Source organism: Nocardioides sp., assembly GCF_031422975.1.
Taxonomy (GTDB): domain Bacteria; phylum Actinomycetota; class Actinomycetes; order Propionibacteriales; family Nocardioidaceae; genus Nocardioides.
Genome location: NZ_JANPEO010000642.1, coordinates 1 through 2,894, shown reverse-complemented (window position 1 = coordinate 2,894; position 2,894 = coordinate 1). Strand labels below are relative to the sequence as shown.

Genomic DNA, 2,894 nt, shown 5'->3' with positions numbered 1-2,894 from the left:
CGCCATCAGCAGGACGTTCTGGATCTGGGCGCGCCTCCTGGGCGGCGCCGCGATCCTGGTCGCCCTCGTGTGGCGGCAGGGCGCCGGCCCGTTCGTGGATGGAGTGCAGCGCACCAGCCCGGAGGCCCTGTTGGTCGCACTGGCGGTGACCGCCGGCACGACTCTGTGCTGCGCGTGGCGGTGGAGCCTCGTGGCGCAACGGCTCGGCGTCGCCGTGCCGGTCCGGACGGCCGTCGCCGCCTACTACCGCTCGCAGTTCCTCAACGCCACTCTGCCCGGCGGGGTCCTCGGCGACGTGCACCGCGGTGTGAGCCATGGTCGCGAGACGGGCGCGATGGGCCGCGGGGTGCGGTCGGTCGGGTGGGACCGCGCCATCGGTCAGGCTGTGCAGGCAGTCCTGGCGCTGGGTGCCGTCGCGCTCCTGCTCCCGGGCGTGCGCGCCCCCGTGGCGGTGGGGGCCGTCGTCGGCCTGGCCGTGCTCGTCATCGTGTGCTTCACCCTGCCGCGCCGGGCCCGCCGGGTCCTGGTCGAGGACCTCCGCCTGCTCACGGTCGTGTGGCCGCACGTCGTGCTCGCGTCCGCGTTCGCTGCGGCCGGGCATGTGGTCGTCTTCGTGGTCGCCGCCCGCACCGCCGGCGTCAGCGCCCCGCTTCCCGAGCTCGCGGCCCTCGCCCTGGTCGTGCTCCTCGTGTCGGCCGTGCCGGTCGGGATCGCCGGCTGGGGTCCACGCGAAGGAGCCGCCGCCTGGGTCTTCGGCGCAGTGGGTCTCGGCGCAGCCCAGGGCCTCACCGTGGCAGTGGTGTACGGCGTCATGGCGCTCGTCGCGACGCTGCCGGGAGTCGCCGTCGCCGTACGCCGCGGCGCGGTCCCGGCAGCGCCGCGACTCGAGGAGGCGGCGCATGGCTGAGCGGCCGTACACCCTCCTCAGCTGCGGGATGTCGCTCGACGGCTACCTCGACAGCGCGACCGACCAGCGGCTCATGCTGTCCAACGACGCGGACTTCGACCGGGTTGACGAGGTCCGGGCCGGCTGCGACGCGATCCTGGTCGGAGCGGCGACGGTCCGCAACGACAACCCGCGGCTGCTGGTGCGTGGTGCTCGACGCCGGGAAGTCCGGCTGGCCGCGGGACGACCGAGCTCTCCGCTGAAGGTCACCCTGACGAGGCAGGCCCGGCTGGACCCGGCGTCGAACTTCTTCGCGACCGGCGACGGCACGAAGCTCGTCTACTGCCCGGCCGAGGCCGTCGGCCAGGCCCGCGACCGGCTCGGCGCGGTCGCCACCGTCGTCGACGGCGGGCGCGCGGTCGCCATGCGCGGGTTGAGCGAGGACCTGCACGATCGGGGCGTACGGCGACTGATGGTCGAGGGCGGCGAGACGGTGCACACGCAGTTCCTCACCGACGGTCTCGCCGACGAGCTGCAGCTCGTCGTGGCGCCCTTCTTCGTGGGCGACTCACGCGCCCGGAGGTTCGTCGGTGACGGGCCCTTCCCGTGGGGCCCCGACCACCGCGCGAGGCTGGTCGAGACACGGACCCTGGGCGACGTCGTGCTGCTCCGCTATGCCCTGTCCACCCGCTTCCAGGACTGACGTTCCCCGGGGCCTCGGAGTCACCGCACGACCGAGATGACCTCGAGCAGCCCCTCGTTCATGCACTCCATGAACATGTCCAGGTCGGTGATCGCGTCCCCGTCGATGTTGAGCCCGATGCAGCACGTGCCGTTGTGCGAGATCAGCCCGGCCATCACCGCCACGCCCGGCAGCGGCCCGAAGGGGAACACCCGCTCGACGCGCGCACCGGCCATGTAGACCGGATAGGGCACCCCGGGCATGTTCGACGCCGAGAGCTCGGCGGCGCTGCCGACGAGGCTGAAGGCCATCTGCCCGACACGGGCCGGGACGCGGTTGAGCAGCGGCGCCACCAGCGAGAGCGCGTCGAGCGCGGGTTCGACACGCAGCGTCAGCACGATGCCGCGCAGCACCGCGATCCGCTCCACCGGATCCTCGACCCCGATCGGCGCCGCGAAGTAGGCGCCCGCGAACTTGTTGCCGCCCATCGGGTCGTCGGACTTGCGCATGCTGACCGGCATCACCATCGAGAGATCCTCGATGTCCACGCCGTGGCGCTCGTGATAGCGACGCAGCCCACCGAGCAGCGCCGCAATGTAGGCGTCGTTCAGCGATCCGCGCGCCAGCGTGGCGGCCGCCTTGAGGTCGGCCAGCTCGCACTCCATCACCTGGAAGCGCCAGGTGCTCCCGCGTCGATCCTCCAGCAGCGGGGACGGCGTGGCCGGCGGCGGCGAGAGGGTACGCCGCAGCGAGCTGCCGAAACGGACGGCCTCACCGAGCGCGTGGGACCGCCCCGTGAGCATCCGGGCCCCTCCCGACACGGCTCGCGCCGCGACACCCGGCAGGCGCCTCGCGTTCTCGCCGATCACCGTGGTCGTGAGGTCCCACGGATTCGCCGGGTAGCTCGACTCGCGCTGCACGGGGCGGGGCTTGTCGGCGGTGTGCTCACGCGTCCGGCTCTGCACCAGCGCCATCAGCTGGATGCCACCGAGGCCGTCGGTCAGCGAGTGGTGCAGCTTGAGGAGGTACGCCGCCCGGCCGTCGTCCAGGATGTGACGGACGTCGAGTTGCCCGCCCTGTCCGTGCGGCCCTCCAGCGAGCCGCGCTGCGCGGCCGGGAGCGACGTGTCGAAGTCGAAGAAGACGAACTTCTGCCCGGTCGTGTCGGTCAGCGTGTAGCGGCCGATGCCCGAGTCGTACGTCAGTTGCTCCTGGAGGAAGCCGCGCGGCTGGAAGCTGCTGCCGACGTAGTCGAAGAAGCGGGCGGCCGTCGCGTTGGTGACGACGGCGACCGTGCCGGCCGAGTACGCCGTCATTTCGGCACCCC

4 protein-coding genes are annotated in these 2,894 nt (G+C 72.6%); 2 read left to right on the top strand and 2 right to left on the bottom strand.

The genetic code is table 11. The annotated features are described in order from the left end of the window. Both RMO85_RS18960 and RMO85_RS18955 read left to right on the top strand, forming a co-directional pair. Nucleotides 1–907: lysylphosphatidylglycerol synthase transmembrane domain-containing protein (locus RMO85_RS18960; protein WP_310530271.1), on the top strand; the 907-nt coding region annotated here is incomplete at its 5' end. Then, nucleotides 900–1,589 (top strand): dihydrofolate reductase family protein, encoded by a 690-nt coding sequence (locus RMO85_RS18955; RefSeq protein WP_310530270.1) that lies wholly within the window; start codon nucleotides 900–902, stop codon nucleotides 1,587–1,589. The genes RMO85_RS18960 and RMO85_RS18955, both read left to right, overlap by 8 nt. Nucleotides 1,590–1,609: 20 nt before the next feature. Here the strand turns inward: RMO85_RS18955 and RMO85_RS18950 are convergent, their stop codons facing one another. Both RMO85_RS18950 and RMO85_RS18945 read right to left on the bottom strand, forming a co-directional pair. After that, complete coding sequence (locus RMO85_RS18950; protein WP_310530272.1) at nucleotides 1,610–2,572, bottom strand: WS/DGAT domain-containing protein; 963 nt, start codon at nucleotides 2,570–2,572, stop codon at nucleotides 1,610–1,612. Further along, nucleotides 2,569–2,894, bottom strand: a 326-nt coding sequence (locus RMO85_RS18945; RefSeq protein WP_310530273.1) for a hypothetical protein, incomplete at its 5' end; no start/stop codon positions are given. The genes RMO85_RS18945 and RMO85_RS18950, both read right to left, overlap by 4 nt.